A 22,726-nucleotide genomic window follows, 5' to 3' on the forward strand; every position below is an offset into this window, starting at 1 on the left:
AGAGTACATGCGAATTTCCCTCCATGGTTTGGTTTGGTCACCTTTACCATACAGGAAAATTCGCATTTTTTGTACCCTCTATGCACACCTACCTTAAATGATCAAGTACAACTTGTGGTGAAGAGCCCAATAATTGATAAGATGCCATAAATTGTGATCACGAAATAAACATCAGCATCTGGACCTCTTTCAACATAGAAAATAATGATACTTATGATTACAGGAAACAAAGACGTGACACCTAATATATTTCCTACTTTTTTCTTGTCTAACACTATTACCCCCACCTTTTTGTTGATAATAACTTTTTGAATCATAGCCACCCATGCTGCATTTCGCGGCACTACAGATGATGGAAGTTCATTCGTTCTTCCATGAGAGACAACCATGCCGCATCTATACGGCACCATCAGAAGAATGAAAATATTAAGAATGATGTCTCTTTTTGATTCCTTTTGTGGCAGAAGTATCAATTCTTTTTTACCTTACTGTTTCTTTCTCAATGTGTGTTAACTTTGATTTAAGATAAGTTCTTGTTCCTCTACATTATTTAACTCTCTTCTAGGAATTATATAGGCACTTACTGAGCTAAAGATAGAAATTATATTTGTCCTCTTTCAGGCGTGTTGATTATCCAATAAAATCCAAAGGGTATAGAAAAAAGAGCACCTTTCCTGTAGAATGTGAGTAGCGACACAAACAAACCCAGGAGGTGCTCTCTATGAACAAGCATACCACACTCCCGAATTTGATGCAAAAACTTGTTTCGGATGAAGAGATTCAACTGATTGCCGAAGCGGTTGGGGATCGTGATTCGTCGAACGCCTCGATCGATTTGTGGAGCAGCATCAGCTCTTTGTCATTCGGATGAAGGACAACATCGAACTTCATCAGAAAAAAAGCTTGAAACGCCTTTCCAGCACATCCTCATCGGTTCAAGCCGACTTCACGTGCCAGTTGGGGACGAAACAATGCCGCTCCACCAAGCGTCACCGGGTGGTGATCTTTCGAGATGCGAATGGCCGCGACATTCGGGTCGTGACGAACCTCTTCCATGCGTCTGCGGAAACCATTGCCGACATGTACCAACAACGTTGAACTGTTGAGGTCTTTTTTCCGTTGGGTGAAGCAATATCTGAATGTCCCGACCTTGTTTGGCACGACGGAAAATGCGGTATACAACCAACTGTTTGCGGCGTTCATCGCGTATGTGTTGCTGCGATGGCTGTATGATCAAATCGATTCTCGTAGACCAATACCGGATCACCGACATTCGAGCGAATTCCATGGCCGGGTTTGAAGTGGCACTCGATGGCATCTTGTTGGCTTATTCCTTGGTCACACTAGGGCTGGTTGAGCGCTGACACTCAACTAGCACCACGGGTATTCGCATTAATTTTGATGAAGACAATCTTTCACACATTCCGCGTTTTTTAGAAGAGTTAGCTGGTTATTTTGCGGGAGATTCGCGCTTTCAAATTTTTTGTCGCCCTGTTGGAAAATGGGGTGGAGCGAACGATGAAGATTTGCTGATATGCGACCATCGTACAGCAGAAACAAAAATATGGGAGTTTACGGAAATTGGCATTAATCGTGGGTTAAATATGAGTTCGATCATTGAGTCGATGTTAATGCCTACTGGGGCAGTTTGTTATGCAGCTAAGCCACATTCGTTTGTCATTGGCGCCAATGGTCAAGTGTATAAATGTACTTGTTTCCTTCATGAGGAATATAACCATGTTGGATGGCTTCATGCTGATGGAACAATGGAAGTTGATTTCGATAAATTAGCTTTATGGGTCACGTCAGGAGAAGAACAAGATGAACATTGCCAAGCTTGTTTTTTTCGTCCAGCATGCCAAGGGAATCATTGTCCAATGTATCGCATACGTAAAGGAAAACGTCCTTGCCCTTATGAAAAACGGAAAATTAAACAAGTGTTGCGCTTAATTTATGCCAACAATCTAAGATAAAGTAACAGTGGTGTGATGATTTAGGGCGATATAAAACATTTTAATGCTTGACGAGAGTAGCGTAACGTGTAAAAAACATTTCACAACAATGGGAGGAGGTGAATGATATGCGGATTTTACGTCCAGCTGTATCTCCAGTCATAGCGTCTAACTCAGGAAGACTTTCTAAATCTGTTCCGGGCAATTTAAAATAATATCATTTAAACTTAGTATAATTTCTATCACTTGATAATTTATACATTCATAGAGAATGGAAAAATGGATTTGTCAAACTATCTCTTTTCCTGAAAGATGAGTAATTGGTGTTTTGCTAATAAAATGAAAGAGGGGCTCAATCCCAAAAGTTTGGGTGGCAGCCCCTTAAATGTCATTATTTGAGGTCGAAATATGTTAAAAATGATGGTCACGCAGATTGAAAAAATAAAAAAATAAAAAAAAATAGTTGCAATTGAAAATGTAATCGATTACAATAATTTCAGGACAAACATAAAGAATGGAGATAGGTAATGGTAAGGATTAGCGATGTAGCAAAATTAGCCAACGTTTCTACCGCCACTGTTTCCAGAGTTCTAAGCAATTCTGGAAACGTGAAAAAAGAAACGACAGAAAAAGTACTGGAAGCAATACGAAAACTTAATTATCAGCCGAACATGTTAGCAAGACAACTAAGAAAATTAGAAACAAAAACAATACTTGTTGTAGTGCCAGATATTACGAACACGTTTTTCTCAAAGGTATTGAGAGGAATAGAACATGTGGCAATTGAAAACGATTACGAAGTCCTTCTTGGGGACACTGGTAATAATATAGAGCGCGAAAGTGGGTATTTAAATATATTGCGCCAGAGAAAAGCAGATGGAATGATTCTGCTGACGGCAAGGCTTGAATCACACGTATTAGAAGAGATTGCTAGTGAATTTCCTGTTGTTCTTGCGTGTGAGTACTTGGAAGGATCTACAATTCCAACTGTTTCCATAGATAATATTAGCAGCGCAAGAAAAGCTACAGAATACTTAATCCATTTAGGGCATCGAAGAATTGGTTTTATATCCGGACCTCTAAATGTTATATTGAGCCGCGATCGATTAAAAGGATTTCGGCAAGCTATGGCGCAACATGGTATTCCAGTAGAATCATTTTTAGTGCAAGAGGGCGATTTTTCTTTTGAAAGCGGTTATAACATGATGATGAAATTTTTAGCACTTGACCAGCCTCCGACAGCCGTTTTCGCTTCTAACGACGAAATGGCTATCGGGGCGATAAAAGCAATCAAATCCAAGGGGTTGCGTGTGCCTGATGATATTTCGGTTGTTGGATTTGATGATATACAGTTTGCATCGATCTACGAACCAGCGCTAACCACAATTTCACAGCCGATGTTTGAAATAGGCAAAAAAGCGATGGAGTTATTAATAAAGCTCATTAATAAAGATGAATTAGAAAAGAGTCAATATATATTAGAGGATCAACTCGTTATTCGTGAGACTTGTAAAAAATACACGTGAAAATGATACTTCTTTCAAAAAAATGTAATGGATTACATTTAAAATGTTTTATAAATAAAAAATTTTATTTCCGGTTTATGCATGAAAAAGGTTTATTTAGATTTCTACTTTGACTATAATAATAAAACATTAAATATAATCGATTACATTAATTGGAGGTGATGAAATTCTGCAAATGAAGATGTTATGTTGCTAAATAATAAAAAAATTGAATGGAGGGAGAAAAATGAAGTTAGGCTATCAAACTAATACTTGGGGAGGCGTAGTTGGTCATCCTGCAGGAGTTACGTCCGTTAAGGATCTTTACTACCTCGCAAATGGCTCAACAGAGGAAGCATTAAAAGATATTGCTGCATCCGGATATAAAGGGTTTGAAATCTTTGATGGAAATCTCATGCAGTATATAGATAATAAGGAAGAGTTTAAAGCATTAATGGATCAATATTCTTTAGACTTTATAGCAGTTTATTCAGGTGGAAATTTTATTTTTCCAGATGTTTTAGAGGAAGAATTATTAAAAATTGAAAAAGTAGCTGCTTTTGCTTCTGAATTAGGTGCAAAACATCTAGTTGTTGGGGGTGGGGCAATTCGAACGAATGGCATTTTGGAAAACGATTACGTAGATTTAGGTCGTGCCCTTGATAAAGTTGTAGCGATTGCAGAAAAATATGATTTAATTCCAAGCTATCATCCTCATTTAGGAACAATAGTCGAGTCCCCTGAACAATTAGATAAGTTAATGGCATTAACGTCTATTAATCTATGTCCTGATACTGCACATATAGAGGCGGGAGGTGGTAATCCGGTCGATGTTATAAAAAAATACGCTTCTCGGATTAAATACGTTCATTTTAAAGATTACGACAATGGAGAATTTTTACCATTAGGGAAAGGTCATCAAAATTTTGCTGAAATGATGAAAGCATTAGAAGAATTTCATTATGACGGATGGATTACTGTAGAATTAGACAGCTATCCAGATCCAAAAAAAGGTGCGGAAATTAGCCGGGACTTTTTAAAGAGTTTGGGTCTCTAAAATAGGCTAGTATTTCAAGAAAAGGGGATGGGTATATGAGAAAAATTTTCATGATGTTAGTAACGGTTCTTTTTATTAGTATCCTTGTGCTTACTGGGTGTAATCAAAAAGAAAGTGATTCAAATTCTTCTGATGGGTCATCAGAAACAGGGAATACAGAAACTACAGAGGTAGCAGAAAATACTGCTTCAGGGCCAATTACAATTAATCCAGATATCTCCGGTGATCAAGAAATCTTAAGTAAAGGTCCGCATGGAGAAACAGCTGTTTCAGCAAAAACGTTACAACTAACTGAAGAGGAAGTTAACAAAATTAAAGAAGGGAACTATAAAGCGGCAATTGTTATGCATTATGCAGGTAATGACTGGTCAACGGCTCAAATTGATGGTCTAAAAGCAGCGTTTAAAAGAATGGGTATTGAGGTAGTAGCGGTGACCGATGCCAATTTTAAGGCGGAAAAACAAGTTTCAGATATTGAAACCGTACTGGCAAAGGATCCTGATATTATAGTAAGTATTCCGGTTGACCCTGTTTCTACCGCTAGCGCATACAAAAAAGCGGCGGACGCAGGTGTGAAGTTAGTATTTATGGATAATGCTCCACAAGGATTAGAAGCAGGTAAAGATTATGTGAGTGTTGTCTCGGCAGATAACTATGGAAATGGTGTTGTGGCCGCAGAAATTATGGCAGAAAAGCTTGGTGGAAAAGGGAAAGTTGGTGTTATTTTCCATGATGCAGACTTCTTCGTAACCAAACAGAGAACAGAGGCGTTTGAAAAGACGATAAAAGAAAAGTATCCAGATATTAAAATTGTAGCGCGAGGTGGTATTACAGCCCCTAATGATGGTGAGAAAGTAGCTTCTGGTATGTTAACGAAACATCCGGATTTAGATGGTATTTTTGTAGTTTGGGACGTACCTGCCGAAGGTGCATTAGCAGCTGCACGTACAGCAGGACGTGATGATTTAGTTATTACAACAATTGATTTAGGGACAAATGTTGCATTAGAAATCGCTTCTGGTGGTATTGTGAAAGGACTAGGGGCACAGTTACCGTATGACCAAGGGATCGCAGAGGCGATTTTAGCTGGTTATGCTTTGCTTGGGAAACAGGCTCCAGCTTATGTGGCGGTTCCAGCATTAAAAGTGACAGAAGAAAATGTGCTGGATGCATGGAAGCTTGTCTATCATAAAGATGCTCCTGAATCTATTCAAAATGCAGCAAAATAATTTTTTGAGATTAATAGGGAGGTTACAAATATGAAAAAGTTTAACATAGCAATGATCGGTGCTGGATTTATGGGGAAAGCGCATTCGCTTTCATATGCGGGGATGCCTATGTTCTTCTGGCCTGCTCCTGGAATTCCGTATCGTAAAACAATAGTAGATGTAACAGAAGAATTAGCAAAAGAAGCTGCCCAACGTTTCGGTTATGAGAACTATACTTCTGATTGGAGAAAAGTCGTAGAGGATCCAAGTATTGATATTATTGATATCGTAACACCGAATGATTCGCATGCGGAAATCGCTATTGCAGCTGCGAAAGCTGGAAAGCATATTATTTGTGAAAAACCGTTAGCAAGAAATGCCGAAGAAGCAAAGAAGATGTGGGATGCAGTGAGAGAAGCTGGGGTCAAACATATGGTTGCTTTCAACTACAGAAGAACACCGGCTGTTGCTCTTGCTAAAAAATATATTGAAGAGGGAAGAATTGGTAAAATCCTTAATTTCCGTGGAACTTATTTGCAAGATTGGTCAGCAGATCCTAATTCACCATTATCATGGCGTTTCCAGAAAAAAGTAGCCGGTTCTGGTGCATTAGGTGATATTGGAACACATGTTATTGATTTCGCCCGCTATCTTGTAGGTGAAATTTCAGAAGTTATGGCTATTACGAAAACATGGGTACCGGAAAGACCGATTCAAACTAGTGGTGTTGATAAATTAGGAACAGTAAAAGGTGAATCAGATGCTCCTAAAGGTGTAGTTGATGTTGATGATGAATTTTCTACTTTATTGAAATTTGAAAACGGTGCCATTGGTAGTATCGAAGCAACCCGCAATGCTTGGGGTCGTAATAACTTCTTAACATTTGAAATTCATGGTGAAAAAGGTTCATTATATTTTAACTATGAGCGTCGTGATGAACTGCAAGTATGTTTTGCTGATGACCCAAGTGACAGTAAAGGATTCAGAACAGTTTATACAGGACCTGCACACCCATATGGTGAGGGATTATGGCCAATTCCGGCATTAGGAATCGGATATGGAGAAACAAAAATCATTGAAATTTATGATTTCTTAAAATCCATTGTCGAAGATACTGAGGTCTCACCAAACTTCTATGATGGTTATCGTATTGCCGTCATTTGTGACGCAATTTTAGAGTCCGCTGAAAAAGGGGTTTGGGTAAATTTAGATTGAGAAATTGGTGAATGTAAATTAGAAGTTTTTGAGGCTGTCTCAAAATCCCTAGGATCAGACCTCATAACACAAGACATAACATTGGATAAATGAACGATATATTGTGAAACTTGTGTGAGGTCAGACCCTCATGAGACAGCCTCCTATTAAAGGAAGGTGATCATAATGGAGCAACCTCTACTATCTATGGAAGGAATTTCAAAATCTTTTAATGGTATTAAGGTTCTTGATTCCGTAAGCTTCTCACTAAGAAAAGGAGAAGTTCACGCCCTTATGGGAGGAAACGGTGCTGGAAAATCAACATTGATGAAAATATTAACAGGGGTTTATCAAGCTGATGAAGGAGAAATTTTTATAGAAGGAAAAAAAGTGTCTATTAATAATACGGAAGATGCGGAAAGAAATTATATATCAATGATTTTCCAAGAGTTTAGCTTAGTTCCGACGTTAACTGTTGCTCAGAATATATTTTTAACGAGGGAACCAAAAAACGCAATTGGAATTCTTAATGATAAAGAATGTATTGCAAAAACAAAAGAATTATTGAAGGAATTGGAAGTTGATATCAATCCAACAGATATTATCGGAAACCTTGGTGTAGGTTATTGGCAAATGACTGAAATTGCGAAAGCTTTATCACAGAATGCAAAAATTTTAATCATGGATGAACCAACTTCATCCTTAACTAAAAAAGAAACAGAAATTCTTTTTAATTTTATAAACAAGCTAAAAAAGAAAGGGATTTCCATTATTTATATATCACACCGTATGGATGAAATCTTTCAAATTTGCGATCGAATTACGATTTTACGTGACGGCAAAAAAATTGCTACTGAAAGTTGTGACGAGATCACTATGGAAACAGTAATTCAGCATATGGTAGGTGCTGATTTAGATAAAGCATTTGAATGGAAAGAAAGATTTTATTCGATTGAAGGAACTCCTATTTTAGAAGTAAAAAATCTCTCGTCTGGAACAAAAGTAAAAGATATTAGTTTTCGTTTATATCCTGGGGAGATTCTTGGTGTTGCCGGATTAATGGGGAGCGGGAGATCGGAGATGGTCCGCGCCATCTTTGGAATCGATCCAATAGATGGCGGAGAAATTTTTGTAAAAGGGAAAAAACATACAATTAAAAGTCCTACTGATGCAATTGCTGCAGGTCTCGCACTTATTCCGGAAGACCGAAGAATGCAAGGACTCATACTTCAACATAGTGTAAAAGAAAATATTATTTTGCCTATTATTTCCAAAATAAAAAAAGGAGTCTTTTTAGATGAGCGAAAGGCAAATAAGATAGCTGAAAAGTTTGTTGAAAGGCTAAATATTAAGACGGATGATATTTTTAAAACAGCTGGATTGTTATCTGGAGGGAACCAGCAAAAAATTGTTTTAGCAAAATGGTTAGCGAATAACCCTGATATCTTGATTTTAGATGAACCAACTATTGGGGTGGATATTGCGGCGAAAACGGAGATTATTGATATTATTCGTGAATTGGCGGATAGTGGAAAATCAATATTAGTCATTTCTTCAGAACTTCCTGAGCTTCTCGCAGTAAGTGATCGAATCATTGTAGTTCATGAAGGTAGAGTTGTTAAGGAGTTGAAAAGAAAAGAGATTGATTCAGAGGAGGTGCTCCAACATGCCATCCAAGGTACAAAATAATTTAAGTCCTGCCAAACGATTAAAAGCATTTGATTGGCGAAATTATATTGTATATATTGCGTTCGTTGGTGTTATCATCTATTTTTCTATTACTTTACATGATGAAGGATTTTTAACAACGTCCAATTTATTAAATATCGCACGACAAACCGCGATGATCTCGATTATGGGAGTAGCGATGACTTTTGTTATCAGCACGGGTGAAATTGACCTTTCTGTCGGCTCAATTACTGCATTAGCTTCGTTAACAGCTGCATTAGCACTCCAAGCGGGTCTTGGATTATTTGGAGGAATCGCTGCTGGATTAGGAACGGGGCTGGCGATTGGAATCATCAATGGGCTTCTTATTACCAAAGTGGCAATCCCCTCTTTTCTTGTAACGCTAGGGATGATGGGAATTGTAAAGGGATTAGCGATGTGGATTACAGGTACGGCACCAGTTCCAATTGTTCATTCAACGTTTAATTTTTTATTTGGCTCGGGTGACATTGGCTCAATTCCTATTTTATTAATTTGGACTCTCATTATTACTATTATTGGTCATATTATTTTGAAAAAGACAGCTTTTGGAAGACAAACATTAGCAACCGGCGGAAATGAGATGGCTGCAAAATTTTCAGGTGTGAAAACCTCAAAAATTAAATTTTTAGTCTTTGTAGGATCCGGTTTGATGGCTGGATTTGCTGGAATGTTATATGCAGGGCGGATGCACGCAGGGAGATATACATTTGGTGAAGGCGATGAACTATCTGTGATTGCAGCTGTTATTCTTGGTGGAACAAGTTTATTTGGCGGAGTTGGTACAGTTATTGGAACAGTCATTGGTTCATTAATGATTGGTACGATTAACAATGGTTTAATCATAATGGGGCTTGATGTTAGTCAACAAATGATTGTGAAAGGATTAATCATTATTTTAGCTGTAGCATTCGGAAGAAAAACATTAAAGAAATAGGAGGAAGCATATGTCGATCATCAAAGTAGGAATTATTGGAACGGGATTTTCTGCGAAATCGCATATAGAAGCTTTAAGACGATTGAATGGTATTGAAGTGGCAGCGATCAGTGCCAGTACGTTAGAGAAGGCAAAAAAAACAGCAGAGCAGTTTGCGATTCCAAAATTTTATGGAAGTGTAGATGATTTAATTCGTGATCCGGAAATTGATGTGATTCACAACTGCACTCCGAACTATCTACACTATCATATCAATAAAAAAGTGTTAGAATCCGGTAAGCATTTACTATCGGAAAAACCGCTGGCAATGACGAGTGAAGAGTCACGCGAATTAGTGGAGTTGGCTAAATCAAAAAATGTAGTAGCCGGAGTATGTTTTAACTATCGGCATTATCCGCTGGTCGCTCAAGCAAAGGAGCTCATTCAAAAAGGGGAATATGGACCTGTTCATTTTGTTCATGGAACTTACCTTCAAGACTGGCTTCTGTATGATACAGATTACAACTGGCGTTTAGATACGAAAAGAAACGGTAAGTCCCGTGCCATTGCTGACATCGGCTCACATTGGTGTGATACCGTTCAATATGTTCTTAATAAGAAAATTGTAGAAGTATTTGCTGATTTAAAGACTGTACATCCAATACGAAAACGACCGATTGGAGAAGTCGAAACATTTAAAAGCAAAGGCCAGGAAGCGTTTGAGGAAATACAGGTTGACAGTGAAGACTGCGGAAGTGTGATGGTTCATTTTGAAGACGGTACTCATGGTGTATTTGTCGTATCACAGGTGAACGCCGGCAGGAAAAATTGTCTCACGTTTGAAATTGCTGCAAAATCAGGTACTCTTTATTGGAATCAAGAGGAACCGAATAAATTGTGGATTGGCAGACGTGATGAGGCGAATATAGAGCTTGTACGTGATCCTTCATTATTATCAGCTTTCCCTGCTTCGCTCGCACACTACCCTGGCGGACATCAAGAAGGATGGCCAGACGGCTTAAAAAATCTATTCATTGATTTTTACCAAGCAGTAAAAACATCTCCGAACCCATCCTCAACATCGTTTGCCACGATTGAGGATGGTCACCACATTATGCAGTTGATTGAAGCAATTTTAAAAAGCAATGAGGAGAAAAGATGGGTGAAAGTACAAACAGGGCAGGAGGTATTTCAATGAAATTAGGTGTTTTTACAGTACTTTATCAAAATTTAGCTTTTGAAGAGATGCTTGATAAGATATGTGAAATGGGCATTGAAGCCATCGAGTTAGGTACTGGCAATTATCCGGGGAACAGTCATTGTAACCCGGATGAGCTGCTTGAAAATCCGGAAAAAATCAAGGAGTTCCAGCGTGCAATAGAAAGCAGAGGATTAACAATTAGTGCACTAAGCTGTCATGGAAATCCGCTTCATCCTAACAAAAAGTTTGCCGCTGAATCTCATGAAGTATGGAGAAAAACAGTGCTGTTGGCTGAACGTTTAGGCGTATCTGTTGTTAACGGTTTCTCCGGATGTCCTGGAGATCATCCAAATGCAAAATATCCGAATTGGGTGACATGTTCTTGGCCTCCTGAATATTTAGAAGTATTAGACTGGCAATGGAATGAAGTGGTGATCCCGTATTGGAAAGAAGAGGCGAAGTTTGCGGAATTACATGGAGTTAATCAAATTGCATTTGAAATGCATCCGGGGTTTGTCGTATATAATCCGGAGACTTTATTAAAATTAAGGGAACATGTAGGACCTAGTATTGGTGCCAACTTTGATCCGAGTCATTTAGTATGGCAGGGCATTGATCCGGTAGAAGCCATTAAAAAACTGGGGCGTGAAAATGCCATCTTCCATTTCCATGCGAAAGATACGTATTTGGATAAAGCGAATATTCGTGTGAATGGTGTATTAGATACAAAACATTACAGTAACATTTTAGATCGTGCCTGGACATTCAGATCAGTAGGCTATGGTCATGATGAAAAAGTTTGGAAAGATATTGTTAGTGCTCTACGTGCAGTAGGATATGATTATGTTCTTTCCATCGAACACGAAGACATGCTTGCGTCCATTGATGAAGGATTAAGTAAAGCAGTAAGCTTATTAAAAGAAATTCTTTTCAAAGAAACATTAACGGAAATGTGGTGGGCTTAAGAATCGTCTTGTTAGAAACTCTGCTCTTTGCCATAAAGAACGTTTTTACGAGAATGCTATGCTAGTAGCTTATGCATTGATGGGAGAATGCCAAAGAGCTCGTTCTGTTTGTTAAAACATTGAATTAATAGGGAAGAACTTACACCAAGTTGGCAAACAATCAACGCCCTTAGCTTGATTGTAAATTATCATTTTATTTCAGCACAAAACACCCATTTTTTTGCACATTCTTTCAGAAAGCCCTCTCCCCTTTTCTGAAGGAATGTGCTAAATTTTTTGTGAATTGTTTCGGACAAAGATTTCCATTCGTTTCAATGAGGGGGAGGAAGTGTGATCCAGTTTCACGACTTTGGCATTGACATTCAAACGTATACGGATCGTGGGAAAGGGAACGATTTTCCCGACGTGAACCAATGCCCCCACTGTCCATCCCGCCGCCCCTTGCATCGTCACGGATACTACCAACGCTATGCGTTGACGGCAGAGGGGGAGTATCACCTTTGGATCGCACGATATCGCTGTCAAGAGTGTCGCAAAACCGTGAGTGTGCTGCCTTCTTTCCTCCTCCCGTATGTTCAATATACACGATCGGTTATTTGGCAAGCGGTCAAAGCATGGTTCGAAACGCCAAGGCAAGGAGCGAAGACCAAACAGGTTGTTTTTCCCACCAAGGAGGTCATCTTGTTTTATGTCCGACGATTTTTACGGAATCTCTCTCGCTTGCATCACGCGGCGGCGAGAAGGTGGGGGATCATCGGCCCTGTAGGGAACGCAAGAACAGAACGGGCGGTTTGGTGGATGCAGACCTTGGAGGGACGGGGGGTGGGCTCGATCATCCAAGACCTGTGGACAAACGAGAGGCGGCATCCGTTTTCGGATCAAATTTCTTCCTGATTTTCTACTTAACACCAAAAGTGGAGATGGTTGATGTTCCCACAAACCCTTCCTCTCGACGAATCTCGAGCCGTTTCGTAAGATAGGGCTCACATTTCGCACCCTAACAGGGTAGAAAGAAAGGATTTTTTATTTCGTTTTTTAGAATACCATTTCGACCAACACAACGAGCGATGGCAATCCTTTTTTTACCATCGCTAGTCGTTCCGTATGACGTTACACGTAAATGCTCTCATCCATGCCCAATCCCTGCAGGATCCTTCGCTGATCAGGGGTGAGCGGTTTCCCTAACGCGCGTTGGATGTGCCCATCCGGCAGCTTGAGGAGGACGACTTTCACATACTCAAACAACTGAAAAATCGCCTGCCCGGTGGGTCGGGTCAGTTTCCGGCCTCCGGCGCCCTTTAATGGGCGTTCCGGGGTGATGAACTGACGCACCCGGCGCTGGAAGACGCGGTAAATGGCCAAGGCCAACAGAAACAAATAACCCAATACCGCCACCCGTTCTGGTTTTTTGACGTAAATCTCATCCGTAAAGAACGGGTCTTTCAAGAAAGAGAAGTTCATCTCCACGGAGATTTGGCCTTTATACAACTTCAAGATTTCTTTTGCCTCCATCGGTTGACACCCGTTCTGGTTTTTTGACGTAAATCTCATCCGTAAAGAACGGGTCTTTCAAGAAAGAGAAGTTCATCTCCACGGAGATTTGGCCTTTATACAACTTCAAGATTTCTTTTGCCTCCATCGGTTGACCCTTCCATTCCTTCGGAACGGTCGTAACGAGGACAAACCGGGACGCTTTCCGTCTCGCCTGTTCCCAAGCGTTTTGGTCGAACTCGATGCCAAGACGCACGAAATACAGCGTCTCCATCTCGGGTTCCGCCCCTTTTTTCGGTCGTCCGCGCCGTTTTTTCGGGCGCACGATCTCTTCGACCGCGGCTTCCACCCGATGAAACTGGGGGCGAAGGGACGCCTTGAGGGAGGCCAAGGCTTGTTCGGCGTCTTCCCGACAAGAGAAGGGGTGGCGTTCCCAACGGGCTTGTTCCTCGCGAAGAAGCTCCGCTTCTTTGGTCCGCTCTTTGTCGAGCGTCTTTCCTTTTCGCTGGTCGAGCGCGCTCGATTCGACGACGATCAGGACAAGAGAAGGGGTGGCGTTCCCAACGGGCTTGTTCCTCGCGAAGAAGCTCCGCTTCTTTGGTCCGCTCTTTGTCGAGCGTCTTTCCTTTTCGCTGGTCGAGCGCGCTCGATTCGACGACGATCAGCCGAACCGGATGGCCTTCATACGTCGAGGCCGTTTCCCATACCCGATACGTGGCACCGTTTTTCTCCGCCAGCGTAAAGGGGTCGCTCCACGCTGGATCGGGTTGGACATCCGCTTCCGCCAGAGCAGCTTTGACGATTCGGAGCGACGATGGGCCTCTCGTGATCAAAAAGGCGTTGGCGGCTTTCGTCTGCGCCAGAGTGTCTTTCGTCGCTCCACGCTGGATCGGGTTGGACATCCGCTTCCGCCAGAGCAGCTTTGACGATTCGGAGCGACGATGGGCCTCTCGTGATCAAAAAGGCGTTGGCGGCTTTCGTCTGCGCCAGAGTGTCTTTCGTCATGGCGGCGGAATCGGCCACGTAAATCCATTCGTCTTCAATCTTGGCTTGTTTGAGCTGTTCGTGGACACGGGACAGCACCTCCGGATTCCACGTTTTGTCCGGCAGGTTGCCGTCGTGCACATCGCCGTAAAACGGGATGCCATCCTCGTTGCCGATCAGCCCGAAACCGATCTGTTTTTGCCAGCGATGATGCCGGTTGTAGCCATGCGTGATCCGCAGGGCCTCTGACGAGACCGATTCATACGCGCCGTAAACGGTCTTGTCCGTCGTATCGGCGTGGAAGGCCTGGAGAGGAAGGCCTTCTTTCCGATAAATGTGAATCAAGCAAGTGCTGATCACCTTGTGAATATCCGCCTCATACAGGCGGTCGAGATGACGAGCCAACGCATCATCATTGAACCAAGAAGGCTTCAGCCCCGGCCGGATCAGCTTCGACAAATCGATCTCATGCGCCCATCGCTCCAAATGGACGAGTGCTTGTCGTCCGCTCAAGATATCCAGAAGGATCAGCTTGACCGCATCGCTGGTTCGGGTTTGGCATTGGGGATCCACCGGAACCAGCCGATCGATGAGCTGGGGAAGGTCAAGATCTTGGAAAAGGGCACTTATTATATTCAAATAGGAACTGTCATAAATCTCACAAATTTGAACATCCATGGTGGACAAACTCCTTTGCATTCCTTGTGTGTCAAGGATTCATTCCACATCGATGCAAAAAAATCCTCCCGATTTTCGTCGGAAGGGTGCGAAATGTGAGATAAATCTCACAAATTTGAACATCCATGGTGGACAAACTCCTTTGCATTCCTTGTGTGTCAAGGATTCATTCCACATCGATGCAAAAAAATCCTCCCGATTTTCGTCGGAAGGGTGCGAAATGTGAGTTTTATTGAATGGTTAGCGAATCAAGAAAGCAAATAACGCTATAATAACAAATTTAAAGGGGTGCCCTACAATTTGAGGACACCCTATGTTTTATCTGATTCACTACGGCATCTATTCACTAACAAAAAAGACATAACGGCCTATTGTAAGGAAGGTTTAGAAAGTCTAACTAATTCCAAAGCCGGTTCAAGTTCATATGTATGCACATCCCAAATGTGTATCTCATCATCAGTTACAGTCACAGCAACATCCTCTGGGTCCGTAACTGGTACCTCAAAAGGTCCCATAACTAAATCTAAATCGCTATTGTAAACTGATATATTTACAGAATCACCATATCCAACTACATAAAGGTTTCCAGAACCATCTCCGATAATCTTGACTTGATACCCATCAGTAGTTATATTTTTTGGCTTTCCGTCTTCAAATAACGGTTTACCAGTACTCAAATCCATAACATATATAGAACTACCATAAACGAAAAATAACCTTTTCTTTTCCATATCTACATAAATCGATTGTTCATATTCGAAACCATCATCAGCCTCATAAAAATCTTTTACATCCGTGAATTTTAAGACGGATTCTTCTGAATCATTCCCACCGAACCCACGTAAGTATTGTTCTGTATATATTGAATATTCCTGCTCACCTGTGTTGACAATAATTGCTTCTCCTTCCGAAGTGGTTGCAAAGTCATAAATACGCGAATCAGCAGGAACTACCTTATCATACATTTCATAGAATTTAAGATCAGTTTTATTCCATTCACCGTATTCAAACGCATCATCTTCGTTTAGATTAAAAATTGATGCTCCTCTAAGCTTCCTACGATGAGTATCCTCTATTTCCACTGATATGCTTTTCCAACCATCTTTAGTTCCATTTACTACGTGAGAATGGTTTACATCCTCGAAAGAAAGAAAAACCGTATCTTCCTTTTCACTTATATAATAGTCACGTACATCTTCAATTTGATTATCGATATTAAATGTTCCCCCTCCAAACAACTGTACAGTTTCAAGAATTTTAAAGCCTTCTTCCTTTTCTTCTGGTTTTTCTTGACTACTATCCTCATTTTCTTCGTTTTTACCACTTTCACTCTTTTCTTCTGTTGCTTGTGTTACATTTGTCTTTGTTGTTTCTTCCTTGTTCCCGCATCCAGTCAAAACTAACATTAGAATCAAAAATAACGAATAATAAATTGCTGCCCTCAAAAAAATCCTTCTCCTTTCCTGTATATAGATTAATTATAAGTTAATGGTACAATATCCATAATACACCACAAACTATATACATGCAACATGAAGAGTTAACTTCTCAGTCATCCTGCACACCCTAAGCGCTGCAGCACTTCCTCCGGACGTTCGTGGATGTAGTTGACAAACCGAGTAATGGCTTGAATGATATCGTTGCGATCCTTGTGAAATACATTGGCAATCACCGTATCTTTCAGCCATTTCCATAAGCGTTCGATCGGGTTCAGCTGTGGCGAATAGGGAGGAAGGTAAATAAAGTGAAAACACTGCCCTTCTTCCCGCAAAAACTCCTTGACCATTTTGGCATGGTGAATGCGGGCGTTATCCAACACCAAGACCATGAGACGGTCTAAATAGCGCTCTTTGAGCATTCTCAAGAAATCCAAGAACGTCGCGGCATTGGCAGCGGTCGTTTGATGAAGCACCGTTTCGCCATCGTGGATGTTGACCGCGCCAAACAGCGATACGTGGGCATGATGGCCGAACGTCGGCACTTGTTTTTGGCGGCCGACTTCCGACCATGTGGACCGCAAGACATGGTAAGAGCGGATATGTGTTTCATCAAGGTACAACAAGACCGAATCAGGATCCATTAAGTTTTTTTTATGAAGTCGAGCTGTTTCTCAAAATTCTTTTGTCGATCCGGATCACCTTTCGCCAATGTGTAGGTCGGCCGTGTCCACGACAGCCCTTTGCGGTGCAGGAGTTTTCGCAACGCTTCGCGGGAAATGCAAACACCGAAGTGCTTTTCGACATAGGATTGCAGGAGTTTGGTGTTCCACGCCGAAGCGACGTCCCAGCCCAGTTCCACGGGAGTGGTGGTCAACACAAGCTGTTTGATCTCTTCCTGCTGTTCTTCGGTGAGAAACGGCTCCCGCCCGGGGGCGAAATCCCGATGAAGCAAGAGCTCCAGACCGCCTTCGTTGAACAGCGACACATAATGGGAAACGGTTTGTCGGCACACGTTGACCATGGAGGCCACCTCTTTGCCCAAATAGCCTTCCATGACCAGGCGAACCGCCATCACCCGTTGGCGAAGAAGGGTGTTTTTGATTTTCCGTTCCTGTTTGCGAAGTGTCCGAGGTGTCCATCCGTGATCGTTGGTGATTTTGAGACGTTTCATGCAGAATTCTGCTCCTTTTCCATACTTTTCCTTAGGAGCAGTATAACCGGAGTGGGCACCACTTATACGAAGGTTAACTTTTCAATGAGTATATATATAGATGCATCGTTCGATGAGCATCCTGTCAATATTATACTTCACATTTCGCACCTTAACAGGGTCAAAAAAAAGATTTTTTATTTTTAGAACCCATGGTGCTATATAGATGCAATTTGAAGCTTTACCATTTGCAGCTTTTACCGAGTATTTGATCGACTGTTGGGCGACCGAACAACGCCGCTTCCAGACCCATATATAGGTCTGTGAAACAGGCGGTTGTTCGGTCTTCCGTCACGCCTTGGTGTGACGGAGGCAAGCCTGTGGCTTGCCTTCGACAGTCGAAAATGGACAAACCGCTTTTCCGTCAAGGATGTGTTAGACTTCTTCGTTGCATCTATATATAGGTTCATAACGAAGCGCTTCTTGGTTCATACTAAAGGAAAAGCTCGCAAAAGAAAGGGACTCGCCATGCTTCGTGAACTCGACTGGATGACGTACATCATGATCATTTTGGCCAGCTATCGGTTCACCCACTTGATCGTCTTTGATAAGATCACGGAGTTTATTCGCAATCCGTTTATGAAAAAAGAGACAATCCAACACGAAGACGGGAGTACGGAAATCAAGAAAGTGCCGAAATCGAAATTCGGCTATTTGTTGAACTGTTACTGGTGTGCGGGAGTGTGGAGCGCGGTTTTTCTCGCGCTTGGGTATTTATTCATCCCAAAGATCGCCATGCCGTTGATTTTTATCTTTTCGATCGCCGGGGCGCAGGCGATTCTCGAGACGTTTGTCGGGGTCGGGACGAAGGCGATCGACCTTTTGTCAGCGGCGAAAAAGCGGATGGAGTGACATTGGCGGGCGTGCGGCGGAAACATGCGGCACGCCCGCTTTTCTTGCTTTTGTCGATACATCATGGTTGACTTATATAAGTACTTAATTATATAATGATTGACGGAAACCATTTCATTGGTTGGCGTGGCCGTTTCATGATGGATGTTCGTTTTTATATAAGCAAATCATGATATGATGATGAACGGAGGGGTGATATGCCGCAACTCGCAATGGAGATAGGAGCAGCCGCTCGGGTGTTGAAGCTGCTCGGCGATCCGACGCGGCTGACGATTTTGGCGATTTTGAATCAGCGGGAGTGCTGTGTGTGCGAGCTGCTTGAGGTGTTTTCGTCAAGCCAGCCGGCGATCAGCCAGCATTTGCGTAAGTTAAAAGATGCCGGGCTGATCCAAGAGGAGCGGAGAGGGCAATGGGTGTATTATTCGCTCCGGCCGCAAAGCGAATACTACTCCCTGCTGCAAGCGGTGTTGTCGTACGTTCCGGATCAAGAGGAAAACATTCGCAAAATCGAGACAGCGAATCCTGCAGCCCGCTGCGGGTGCTGATGTTAAATGACGAGGTGAATGATGGTGGATTGTTGTGAACCGAAGCGGTTGTCGTTTTTAGACCGCTTTTTAACGGTATGGATTTTTCTCGCGATGGCGGTCGGGATCGGAGTCGGGATTTGGGCTCCTGGGCTGGTGGATGGCTTGAACCGTCTGCAAGTCGGTACGACCTCGATTCCGATTGCGATTGGCTTGATTTTGATGATGTATCCGCCGCTGGCGAAAGTGCGCTACGAGGAAATGGGGCGCGTGTTCAAAGATGTGAAGGTGCTCGTCTTGTCCCTCGTGCAAAACTGGGTGATCGGCCCGCTGCTGATGTTCATCTTGGCGATTGTCTTTTTGCCTGACAAGCCGGAGTATATGATCGGCTTGATTTTAATCGGGCTTGCCCGTTGCATCGCCATGGTCATCGTCTGGAATGACTTGGCGCGCGGTGACACCGAGTACGCAGCAGGACTTGTCGCCTTCAATTCACTGTTTCAAGTGCTGTTTTTCTCGTTGTATGCGTACGTGTTTGTGACGGTCATTCCTGGATGGATTGGGCTTGAGGGAGCCGTTGTCGAGATCACGATGGCGGAAGTGGCGAAATCGGTGTTTATTTACTTAGGCATCCCGTTTCTCGCTGGCATGGCGACAAGGTTTGTGCTTGTGAAAGCGAAAGGGCGGCAATGGTATGAAACAGTGTTTGTGCCGAAAATCAGCCCGCTGACGCTTGTTGCGCTTTTGTTTACGATCGTGGTGATGTTTTCGCTCAAAGGCGATATGATCGTCAGCTTGCCGCTCGATGTTGTGCGCATTGCGATTCCATTGCTGCTTTATTTTGTCATCATGTTTTTTGTCTCCTTCTTTTTGGCGAAAAAATTGGGAGCCGGCTACCCGGTATCGACGACGCTCGCGTTTACGGCAGGAAGCAACAACTTTGAGCTGGCCATTGCCGTCGCCGTGGGGGTGTTTGGCATTCATTCGGGCGCGGCGTTTGCGGCAGTTATCGGTCCGCTCATTGAAGTGCCGGTGATGCTGGCGCTTGTCAACGTAGCATTGGCGTTTCAGCGAAAGTATTTTTCTTCGGGCAATCCAACATCAACGTAAAGGTGAGAACCAGCGATGAAGAAAAAAGTCATTTATTTCTTGTGCACCGGAAACTCGTGCCGCAGTCAAATGGCAGAAGGCTGGGCGAAACAACTTCTTGGTGAGGAATGGGAGGTGTACAGCGCCGGGATTGAAGCGCATGGCCTCAATCCGAATGCGGTGAAAGTGATGAAGGAAGTCGGCATCGACATTTCGAACCAAACGTCTGACGTCATCGACCCGGATCTCCTCAACCGCGCTGATTTGGTCGTGACGCTGTGCGGCCATGCAGCTGACCATTGCCCGGTCACCCCGCCGCACGTGAAGCGTGTCCATTGGGGCTTTGACGATCCAGCGAAAGCGGAAGGGACGGAAGAGGAGAAGCTCGCGGTGTTCCGCCGCGTCCGCGATGAAATTGGCGAGCGCATTTGCCGGTTTGCCGAGACGGGGGAATAGGGGCGGTGCAGCAAGGCAGGCGCAAAGAGCGGGGAAACGGTCTTGCATAGGGTGCGCAGCAGCTGCTCGTCGAAGTGCGGCCGGAAACGGGGAAGTGGCTGGGCGGACGAAAACCGCTCGGCGCGAAAAAGATGGTGAGAAGCCATCTTGTCAATCCACTGAACGTTTTGACAGACGAAATGAGCACATCGATGAAGGCGGTGCCACATTAGGTCACTGGAGGAGAAACCGAATGGAGTTATTTCATCAGTTAGCTCGCCGAAACATCAAAATCCGCAAACAGTCCGGTTTCGGAGCGCAATGGCGACAACAGTGGGAAAAGGTGTTTGCCGGCCATTTGACTGCGGAAGAAAAACAACACATCCACCTTCATAATCGGAATGGAGTCAACGGCTACTTATGGCATGTGTTCAGCTATGGGATGAGAGGCTGTTTCACAGGAGAAGAAGCGGAAATGGCGTTTGATGAGGAAGAGAAAACGTGCTGCTATCTTTTCTTTCAACATGGCGACGATGCGTTCACCGTGGAGGATGCGTCCGGCTTGAAAGCCGCCGATCTGGCAGCGGAAAACGACAAAATCGATCTATATGTGGTGGACAGCGAGTTCAACTGGACGTTTGTCATGACGCATGAAAGCGGATGGCTTGGCCCGTATTTTAGCAGAAGGTAACAGCCATGGCTTATCGGCGGCCAAGGAAATCCAATGAGACAGAAAGAAAAAGAGTTCCAACCGAGCCCCAGGAAGACTAGGTTGGAACCTTTTTATTATCGCTCGTCGGCCGGGAACACGATGCCGGTTTGTTTTCGCGCTTCGTCCATGATTTCCATCGTCCAAAGCGAATGGCGGTGCGAGTTGACGGCCGATTCGCGTTCTCCGTTTTCGATCAAACGGATAAACTCTTGTGCTTCATAATACATCGGCGGCTTGTCCTGCGGCGCGGTGATGTCCTCGACGCGCCCGTCGCGGTAGCGGATTTCCGCTTTGGTTGGTGTGTGGATGGCGTCGATGATCATGTTTCCGTCTTCCCCTTGAATCTCCGAAGGCAAGTGCGAGTTCGTGATTTTCGAATAAAAGACGACCGCGTCCATGTCGCCGTAATCGAGCACGATCGAACCCTCGCCATCAACGCCGGATTCGAGCTTCACGCTTTGCGCCTTCACGCCACGGGGCTGGCCGAACAAAACGACCATCGGGTACAGGCAATAGACGCCAAGGTCCATCAACGCCCCGTTGGAGAAAGCTGGGTTGAAGGCGTTGAGCACCGTTCCTTGCTTATAGGCGTCATAGCGCGATGAGTATTGGCAATAGTTCGCCACGTAGCGGCGGATGCGGCCGAGTTTCGGCAAGTGCTCGCGGATGGACCGGAATGTGGGAAGCAGCGTCGCTTTCATCGCTTCCATCAATACGACGCCGTTTCGCTCCGCCGCTTCGATCATCGCTTTGACTTCTCTCGCATTGGAGGCGAGCGGTTTTTCGCATAAGACGTGCTTGCCGTGATTCATGAGCAAAATCGCCTGCTCGGCATGAAGTGCGTTCGGGCTGGCGATATAGACGGCATCAATGCCGTCGCTTTCGGCCAGCTTTTGCAAGTCCGTGAACGTCCGCGGCGCCCCGACTTTGTCGGCAAACTGCTTTGCGGTCTCCTCGGTTCGCGAGTAGACGGCGGCGAGTTCGAAGGAATCGACGAGGCGCGCGGCGTCAAGAAATGCTTCGGTGATCCAGTTTGTGCCGATGGTTGCGAATCGAATCATGTTGTTTGGCCTCCTTCATTTGTATCGACCCCATTGTACCACAAATCAACGGAGAGGCTTCGTTTTGTCATCGTCATGGAGCAAGCGTGCTTTTCTCTTTAGTTTTCATACAGCTCGATCGGCAGTTCATCTGGGTCTTGGAAGAAGGTGAATCGTTTGCCGGTCGCTTCATCAACGCGGACGGGTTCGGGATCGATGCCGTGTTGGCGCAAGTAGGCAATGGCTTCATCGAGGTTGTCCACCGCCAAAGCAAGATGGCGCAGTCCGCACGCTTCCGGGTAGCTTGGGCGCTTCGGCGGGTTTTCAAAGGAAAATAGCTCAAGCTGAATGCCGCCATCAGCCTCCAAATCGAGTTTGTACGAACGGCGCTCAGCGCGGTATTGCTCCCGGATGGGGCGAAATCCGAGAATTTCTGTATAAAATCGTTTTGATCGTTCATAGTCCGAGCAAATCAAAGCGATATGGTGAATCGTGGCAAGACGCATATTGCTTCCTCCTCTTATAAGACGAGTGATGTATTGCAAAATACCATTGAACTTATTCATT

At 43.7% G+C, this 22,726-nt stretch carries 20 protein-coding genes and 7 pseudogenes; 18 read left to right on the top strand and 9 right to left on the bottom strand.

The features are described from left to right. Nucleotides 1-721: 721 nt before the first annotated feature. The 13 genes and pseudogenes from B9L21_RS18290 to B9L21_RS17960 all read left to right on the top strand — a co-directional run bounded on the left by B9L21_RS18290 (nucleotide 722) and on the right by B9L21_RS17960 (nucleotide 12,599). Complete coding sequence (locus B9L21_RS18290) at nucleotides 722-871, top strand: hypothetical protein (RefSeq protein ID WP_413229277.1); 150 nt, start codon at nucleotides 722-724, stop codon at nucleotides 869-871. Further along, nucleotides 817-1,237: pseudogene (locus tag B9L21_RS12610) on the top strand (transposase); the annotation flags it as partial. The gene B9L21_RS18290 and the pseudogene B9L21_RS12610, both read left to right, overlap by 55 nt. A gap of 1 nt (nucleotide 1,238) precedes the next feature. Next, nucleotides 1,239-1,364, top strand: a pseudogene (locus B9L21_RS17395) (IS982 family transposase); the annotation flags it as partial. A gap of 21 nt (nucleotides 1,365-1,385) precedes the next feature. After that, a pseudogene (locus B9L21_RS12615) lies at nucleotides 1,386-1,973 on the top strand (SPASM domain-containing protein); the annotation flags it as partial. Between the two features lie 506 nt (nucleotides 1,974-2,479). Then, nucleotides 2,480-3,478 carry a LacI family DNA-binding transcriptional regulator gene (locus B9L21_RS12620; protein WP_063164654.1) on the top strand — a complete coding sequence of 333 codons (999 nt, stop codon included), beginning with the start codon at nucleotides 2,480-2,482 and terminating at the stop codon, nucleotides 3,476-3,478. Between the two features lie 226 nt (nucleotides 3,479-3,704). Then, nucleotides 3,705-4,514, top strand: a complete 810-nt coding sequence (locus tag B9L21_RS12625) for a sugar phosphate isomerase/epimerase family protein (protein ID WP_063164655.1) — start codon at nucleotides 3,705-3,707, stop codon at nucleotides 4,512-4,514. Nucleotides 4,515-4,549: 35 nt separating this feature from the next. Beyond that, nucleotides 4,550-5,743, top strand: coding sequence for a substrate-binding domain-containing protein (locus B9L21_RS12630; protein WP_063164656.1), 1,194 nt, complete (start codon nucleotides 4,550-4,552; stop codon nucleotides 5,741-5,743). Nucleotides 5,744-5,773: 30 nt separating this feature from the next. Next, on the top strand, nucleotides 5,774-6,937 hold the full coding sequence (locus B9L21_RS12635) for a Gfo/Idh/MocA family protein (RefSeq protein WP_063857292.1): 1,164 nt from the start codon (nucleotides 5,774-5,776) through the stop codon (nucleotides 6,935-6,937). A 165-nt stretch (nucleotides 6,938-7,102) separates the two neighbouring features. Next, on the top strand, nucleotides 7,103-8,605 hold the full coding sequence (locus B9L21_RS12640) for a sugar ABC transporter ATP-binding protein (RefSeq protein ID WP_063164657.1): 1,503 nt from the start codon (nucleotides 7,103-7,105) through the stop codon (nucleotides 8,603-8,605). After that, on the top strand, nucleotides 8,583-9,560 hold the full coding sequence (locus tag B9L21_RS12645; RefSeq protein ID WP_063164658.1) for an ABC transporter permease: 978 nt from the start codon (nucleotides 8,583-8,585) through the stop codon (nucleotides 9,558-9,560). The genes B9L21_RS12640 and B9L21_RS12645 overlap by 23 nt, the downstream gene beginning before the upstream one ends. Before the next feature lie 10 nt (nucleotides 9,561-9,570). Then, nucleotides 9,571-10,737, top strand: a complete 1,167-nt coding sequence (locus B9L21_RS12650; protein ID WP_063164659.1) for a Gfo/Idh/MocA family protein — start codon at nucleotides 9,571-9,573, stop codon at nucleotides 10,735-10,737. After that, on the top strand, nucleotides 10,734-11,705 hold the full coding sequence (locus tag B9L21_RS12655; RefSeq protein WP_063164660.1) for a sugar phosphate isomerase/epimerase family protein: 972 nt from the start codon (nucleotides 10,734-10,736) through the stop codon (nucleotides 11,703-11,705). The genes B9L21_RS12650 and B9L21_RS12655 overlap by 4 nt, the downstream gene beginning before the upstream one ends. 330 nt (nucleotides 11,706-12,035) lie before the next feature. Beyond that, the gene (locus B9L21_RS17960) at nucleotides 12,036-12,599 is read left to right on the top strand and encodes a DUF6431 domain-containing protein (protein WP_063164661.1); all 564 of its coding nucleotides are present in this window, start codon (nucleotides 12,036-12,038) and stop codon (nucleotides 12,597-12,599) included. 216 nt (nucleotides 12,600-12,815) lie between these two features. Here the strand turns inward: B9L21_RS17960 and B9L21_RS12665 are convergent. The 7 genes and pseudogenes from B9L21_RS12665 to B9L21_RS18120 all read right to left on the bottom strand — a co-directional run. Then, nucleotides 12,816-13,112, bottom strand: a pseudogene (locus B9L21_RS12665) (transposase); the annotation flags it as partial. A 124-nt stretch (nucleotides 13,113-13,236) separates the two neighbouring features. Continuing rightward, nucleotides 13,237-13,734 (bottom strand): annotated as a pseudogene (locus B9L21_RS12670) (transposase); the annotation flags it as partial. 16 nt (nucleotides 13,735-13,750) lie between these two features. After that, nucleotides 13,751-14,071 (bottom strand): annotated as a pseudogene (locus tag B9L21_RS18295) (transposase); the annotation flags it as partial. Nucleotides 14,072-14,090: 19 nt separating this feature from the next. Further along, nucleotides 14,091-14,858: pseudogene (locus B9L21_RS12680) on the bottom strand (IS1634 family transposase); the annotation flags it as partial. Nucleotides 14,859-15,226: 368 nt separating this feature from the next. After that, complete coding sequence (locus B9L21_RS12690; RefSeq protein ID WP_063164663.1) at nucleotides 15,227-16,303, bottom strand: hypothetical protein; 1,077 nt, start codon at nucleotides 16,301-16,303, stop codon at nucleotides 15,227-15,229. Between the two features lie 107 nt (nucleotides 16,304-16,410). Continuing rightward, nucleotides 16,411-16,938 (bottom strand): IS630 family transposase, encoded by a 528-nt coding sequence (locus B9L21_RS18115; RefSeq protein WP_063164664.1) that lies wholly within the window; start codon nucleotides 16,936-16,938, stop codon nucleotides 16,411-16,413. Then, the gene (locus B9L21_RS18120; protein ID WP_063164665.1) at nucleotides 16,938-17,468 is read right to left on the bottom strand and encodes an IS630 family transposase; all 531 of its coding nucleotides are present in this window, start codon (nucleotides 17,466-17,468) and stop codon (nucleotides 16,938-16,940) included. The genes B9L21_RS18115 and B9L21_RS18120 overlap by 1 nt, the downstream gene beginning before the upstream one ends. Nucleotides 17,469-17,975: 507 nt before the next feature. Between B9L21_RS18120 and B9L21_RS12705 the strand changes: the two genes are divergently transcribed. From B9L21_RS12705 to B9L21_RS12725, 5 genes are all read left to right on the top strand, one after another. Further along, a complete protein-coding gene (locus B9L21_RS12705; protein WP_063164666.1) occupies nucleotides 17,976-18,359 on the top strand; it encodes a DUF1360 domain-containing protein in 384 nt (127 codons plus the stop codon). Nucleotides 18,360-18,556: 197 nt separating this feature from the next. Further along, the gene (locus B9L21_RS12710; RefSeq protein ID WP_033011370.1) at nucleotides 18,557-18,904 is read left to right on the top strand and encodes an ArsR/SmtB family transcription factor; all 348 of its coding nucleotides are present in this window, start codon (nucleotides 18,557-18,559) and stop codon (nucleotides 18,902-18,904) included. Nucleotides 18,905-18,925: 21 nt separating this feature from the next. After that, nucleotides 18,926-19,993 (top strand): ACR3 family arsenite efflux transporter, encoded by a 1,068-nt coding sequence (gene arsB / locus B9L21_RS12715; RefSeq protein ID WP_172796442.1) that lies wholly within the window; start codon nucleotides 18,926-18,928, stop codon nucleotides 19,991-19,993. Nucleotides 19,994-20,008: 15 nt separating this feature from the next. Next, nucleotides 20,009-20,428, top strand: coding sequence for an arsenate reductase (thioredoxin) (gene arsC, locus B9L21_RS12720; protein WP_025949724.1), 420 nt, complete (start codon nucleotides 20,009-20,011; stop codon nucleotides 20,426-20,428). Between the two features lie 232 nt (nucleotides 20,429-20,660). Next, complete coding sequence (locus B9L21_RS12725) at nucleotides 20,661-21,098, top strand: DUF4275 family protein (protein WP_063164667.1); 438 nt, start codon at nucleotides 20,661-20,663, stop codon at nucleotides 21,096-21,098. Nucleotides 21,099-21,193: 95 nt separating this feature from the next. Here the strand turns inward: B9L21_RS12725 and B9L21_RS12730 are convergent, their stop codons facing one another. Next, a complete protein-coding gene (locus tag B9L21_RS12730) occupies nucleotides 21,194-22,180 on the bottom strand; it encodes a Gfo/Idh/MocA family protein (RefSeq protein ID WP_020755923.1) in 987 nt (328 codons plus the stop codon). A 98-nt stretch (nucleotides 22,181-22,278) separates the two neighbouring features. Beyond that, the gene (locus tag B9L21_RS12735) at nucleotides 22,279-22,665 is read right to left on the bottom strand and encodes a VOC family protein (protein WP_011232689.1); all 387 of its coding nucleotides are present in this window, start codon (nucleotides 22,663-22,665) and stop codon (nucleotides 22,279-22,281) included. Nucleotides 22,666-22,726: the final 61 nt, after the last annotated feature.

Source organism: Geobacillus uzenensis (assembly GCF_002217665.1).
GTDB lineage: Bacteria > Bacillota > Bacilli > Bacillales > Anoxybacillaceae > Geobacillus > Geobacillus subterraneus.